5 protein-coding genes are annotated in these 4667 nt (G+C 47.9%); all 5 read right to left on the bottom strand.

Annotation, left to right across the window (positions count from 1 at the left end; genetic code table 11):
• A partial coding sequence (locus RMO52_RS04120; RefSeq protein ID WP_396134878.1) for an N-acetylmuramic acid 6-phosphate etherase occupies positions 1-572 on the bottom strand: 572 nt, incomplete at its 3' end.
• Between the two features lie 299 nt (positions 573-871).
• A complete protein-coding gene (gene recQ, locus RMO52_RS04115; protein WP_310411123.1) occupies positions 872-3106 on the bottom strand; it encodes a DNA helicase RecQ in 2235 nt (744 codons plus the stop codon).
• A 145-nt stretch (positions 3107-3251) separates the two neighbouring features.
• On the bottom strand, positions 3252-3494 hold the full coding sequence (locus RMO52_RS04110) for a hypothetical protein (protein ID WP_309743835.1): 243 nt from the start codon (positions 3492-3494) through the stop codon (positions 3252-3254).
• A 225-nt stretch (positions 3495-3719) separates the two neighbouring features.
• On the bottom strand, positions 3720-3989 hold the full coding sequence (locus tag RMO52_RS04105; RefSeq protein ID WP_309743837.1) for a hypothetical protein: 270 nt from the start codon (positions 3987-3989) through the stop codon (positions 3720-3722).
• Positions 3990-4132: 143 nt separating this feature from the next.
• Positions 4133-4667: isocitrate/isopropylmalate family dehydrogenase (locus RMO52_RS04100; protein ID WP_310411120.1), on the bottom strand; the 535-nt coding region annotated here is incomplete at its 5' end.

Genomic DNA, 4667 nt, shown 5'->3' with positions numbered 1-4667 from the left:
TCTGCCCCTACAGGTAATCTAATGTCGATATCGGCAATGCTAGCGACCTGATTTGCTGGCACACAGGCGATAAATACCGTCTTGGCTCCGCGTTGTTTGGCAGTCTCGATCGCACCGTGGACGTAGGGAGTGGTACCACCTGCGGTAATGCCCACTACTACATCATGCTCGCCGACGTTGCGCTCTACCATTGCCGCAGCACCATCGCTGGCGATATCTTCTAAGCCTTCGGAGCTTTTAATCAATGCGCCAGCACCACCTGCAAGGATGCCTTGGACTAGTTCGGGAGGGGTGCAAAATGTGGGGGGACACTCGGCTGCGTCGAGGACGCCCAGTCGTCCGCTGGTACCTGCGCCGATGTAGAATAGGCGTCCGCCTTGACGGAGGGAATCGGCAATTGTATCGATCGCACTAGCTAGTTCGACTCTAGCACCTGCGATCGCGTTGAGGGTGTTGATGTCTTCTTTGTTGAATAAGTCTACTATTTCTAGGGTGGTGAGTCGGTCGAGGTTGGCACTATTTACATTTACTTGCTCGGTGAGGAGGTGTCCGCGCGTGCTGAGGTTTTCGATCGTCATATTTAGCATTTCTTAACTGTTATTTGTAACAAGCATATCGGCAAACAATTGATACTTGTGAGTTGCGATTTTTCTAGCGGAGGCAGAACCCGGATCTGGGGGAGGCTTCCCCCAGACCCCCCGTTGAAAGGGGGAACGCCCCCTCTCAAACTCTCTGCGTATGGTTCGATTTGTGGGAAGCGTAGAGCGGCATTCACTTCATTACTGAATTTTTCCTGGAAGCTATTCGTTCGCGTAGCGTCGCCTGTGGCGAATTGATACTTATATTAATTACTAAAACTATTCCCTATCTCCTATTCCCTATCCCCTATCTTTGTAAATCTGGCTCTGACTAATTTGATTTCTTCGTAGGTATAATCATCGCCGAGATGGGCTTTAATGGGGGTGAGTTTTTCGGCTCCGACGATCGCGATGGCTTGTTCGATCGCGGTGGCTTTTTTGGCTGGTACGATTAAGTCTATCTCGACGCTGTACCCGCATTCGAGCAATTTGACGAGATGATCGAAGATCGTACTCTCGCGCATCGAGCGTCTAGTGGCGATATCTGCGAGGCTCATGCCTTGCTGGTAGAAATCGAGGGTTTGGAGGTGGGTGTGGGAGACATCGCTTTTGGTTGGTGGTGCGACGTAGAGTGGGGGGGTAGGATCGGATTCGGTTTGGATACTCAAGCCAGATTCGGTTCTAAAGGCACGGATTTCGCCTGTGAACATTTCCCCATACTGAGCGAGTTTACGCGCCCCTACGCCGGATATTTGGGCGAATTGGGCGAGGGTTTGAGGTTGTTGCTGCGCCATCAATCTCAGGCTGGAGTCGGCGAAGATGACATAGGGGGCAACTTTATTGGCATCGGCGTACTGTTTGCGGAGTTTGTGGAGGCGGTTGTAGAGTGCTTGCGCCTCGGCGGTGTTGGCGCTGACATCGGTGGCTTCGACAGTTGGTTTGAGGGGGGAAATCGCAATTTCGACTTTGCGCTGGCTTTTGAGGATTTCCATGCTCGTTGCATTGAGCGTCAAGACAGAGTAACCATCGCTAGTTTCATCGACTAAACCTTGATGGAGCAAAGATCGACCCAACATCCGCCATTCATCAACGGTGCGGTCTTTGCCAATGCCATAGGTAGAGAGGGTATCGTGTCCATTTTTGAGTACTTTATCATTTTTGGAGCCACGCAGGACATCAATAGTGTGCGCTAGTCCGAAGGTTCTGCCGTTATGGCGTTCGGAGAAGCGATAGACGCAGGATAATAGTTTTTGAGATTCGATCGTCCAATCAGAAATCGGGCGGGGATATTTACAGTTATCGCAGTTGTTACAGTTGCCAGGGAAGCTCTCGCCAAAGTAACCTAATTGAATGATCCGGCGACACTCGGTAGCTTCGGCATAGTTAATAACTCGTCGCAGTTGTTGGGTGGCGATTCGCTGTTCGTCTGCGAGTGCCATTCCTGTTTCCCGATCGACTTTTTGAGCGATTAAGTACTCGATCGTTTTAATATCACCCATCCCAAAATACAGCGTACAATGTGCTGGTTCATTATCCCGTCCGGCACGTCCCGATTCTTGATAATAGCCTTCAATATTGCGGGGCAGATCGTAATGAATGACAAACCGCACGTCGGGTTTATTAATACCCATCCCAAAAGCAACTGTAGCAACGATGACCTGAACATCATCGCGGATAAAACTATTCTGATTGTTCGTTCTAGTTTCGCTATCTAATCCTGCATGATAGGGGACGACTTTAATCCCGTCATGTTGCAATTTGGTCGTCAGTTCATCGACTTTTTTGCGACTCAAACAGTAGATGATTCCCGAGCCTGCTGACTGTTTGACTTGAGCTAGAAGCTCTTTATATGGGGTGGTACTTTTACGCCGGACTTCATAGTATAAGTTCGGACGATTGAAGCTAGCAACGTGAATTTCTGGCTCGCGCAGATCTAATTGTTTAATGATATCCTGACGGACGCGATCGGTAGCCGTCGCTGTCAATCCCAACCAGGGCACCTTCGGAAAATAGTGCCGTAATTGTGCTAGTTTTCGGTAGTCGGGACGAAAATCATGCCCCCACTCAGAGACACAGTGCGCTTCATCGATCGCAAAGCCAGCAATCCCCACTTCTTGATGTAAATCTACCAAAAAGTTGGTAATAAACTCTTGATTCAAGCGTTCGGGAGCAACATACAGTAACTTGATTTCACCATTGTGGATTGCCGCCGCTCGTTCTCGTCGTTCTTCAGTGCTAATACTGCTATTTAAAAAAGTTGCGGCGATACCATTATTTGCCAGCAGTTGCACTTGATCTTGCATCAGGGCAATCAGCGGCGATACTACGATCGTCACGCCCTGTTTTAGCAATGCTGGCAACTGGAAACAGAGAGATTTACCCCCACCAGTGGGCATGATCACTAGTAAGTCCCGATTGGCTAAAGCCGTAGTAATAATCTCTCGCTGTCCCGATCGAAACTCATCATACCCAAAGTAATGCTTTAGTGCTTGTTCTAGGGTTTCAAATTGGGTCGAGCCAGCAAGCATAAGAGTTGGAAGTTGGGAGTAATGAGTTGAGAGGGAGTAATACTCACATTGCTTGTCAAAGAGTATACAGCAGACCTCTGGCTTTTAGCTACTTACAGCTTAGATTAGTATATAAATATTAGTAATCGTGGAGATCTTGCCGTATCTATGCGTTTCCCTGTCCAGTAGTATGACCCACGATCGTATCTATCTTCCCATTTAGCTCCGCTCGCATTTCTCTCACATCGTCTTTAAGATCGTCGATCTCTTCATAGACACGCTCAAAGGCTTGGCGAAACTCTTGAGGCGATACTTGAGTATATTCCAATCGATCGACTCTACGATTTAAAGCTCTCAATTCGCGATCTACCTGACGGTTGCTGTCATCTAGATTTGGTGCCTGAGTCATACTTTTCGATCGCGACTAGATATCTCCATATTTTACTGGATATTTAGCGGTGCTCGTTCGCGATCGATGAATTTTGGGTAACTTAACTACAAAGGTAAGCACAAGCTTAAGTTTGATCCCATAGCATTAATCTACGAGACGTTACCTGGTTGGCGATATTTTACCCCTGGACTTTTAATATAGTTGGTATGGTATGGTTCCCGAGCTAGATCGAAAGCATTGAATTTATGGTTCTAGCTGGTCAACAGAGATAAAGTGTTCTTCTGGCAATAAGATCGGATAACTACTAAAAATTAACTTACCACGTCGATCGAGTTTATTCATCGCTACCCCAATCGGCTGTCGTCGGCGTTCCCGATCGGGGTTAATCTGACAATAGAAACTATAGATATCCTTAGCAGCCCTGAGTAGAGCGGGATCGAACAGTCTATCAGCATCTGACTGGGGCATGGGATTAGCTTTAGCTTTAGCAAAGGGCGACTCAATCGTAAACACAGTGATTATTTCCCAAAATCATTTTTTGACATCTTAAGATAGATCGGGTAGCCATAGCTTTAACTTAAAATTAAGATTCAGGGCAACCCGAGCCGACATTAGCGCTCGTCACGACGATTGCTACCCTTGACTAAATTTCAGGGTTACTCTAAGGCTTGAATCAGCACTCTGCCCATTTCCCGACAACCAACTGCGGTCATATCTGCTGACATAATATCACCAGTTCTGTAACCCAGATCTAAAACTTTTAAAACCGCTTGCTCGATGCGATCTGCTGCGGCAGGTTGGTTCAGTCCATAGCGTAGTAGCATGGCAGTACTTAGTACCTGCGCCAAAGGATTGGCGAGATCTTTGCCTGCAATATCGGGAGCCGAACCGTGAACTGGCTCGAATACGCCCAAACCCGTCGCCCCCAGACTCGCCGATGGTAACATTCCGATACTACCTGTGAGCATCGCCGCCGCATCGGAGAGGATATCGCCGAATAAATTGCTAGTAACGATCGTATCAAACTGCCTAGGCGCACGCACCAGTTGCATCGCTGCATTATCGACATACATGTGCGTCAGTTCGACATCCGGATAATTGGGAGCCATCGCCACTACTCGATCGCGCCATAATTGAGAGACTTCCAACACATTCGCCTTATCTACCGAACAGAGCTTTTTCGTCCGTTTT

It is taken from the genome of Chamaesiphon sp. OTE_8_metabat_110 (assembly GCF_031382685.1).
Classification (GTDB): domain Bacteria; phylum Cyanobacteriota; class Cyanobacteriia; order Cyanobacteriales; family Chamaesiphonaceae; genus Chamaesiphon.
This window is presented reverse-complemented; position numbering and strand designations above follow the sequence as displayed.

Excerpts from the sequence above, each read along its gene's own strand:
- RMO52_RS04110 (WP_309743835.1), bottom strand. The coding sequence starts at position 3,494 with ATGACTCAGGCACCAAATCTAGATGACAGCAACCGTCAGGTAGATCGC.
- recQ (WP_310411123.1), bottom strand. The coding sequence starts at position 3,106 with ATGCTTGCTGGCTCGACCCAATTTGAAACCCTAGAACAAGCACTAAAG.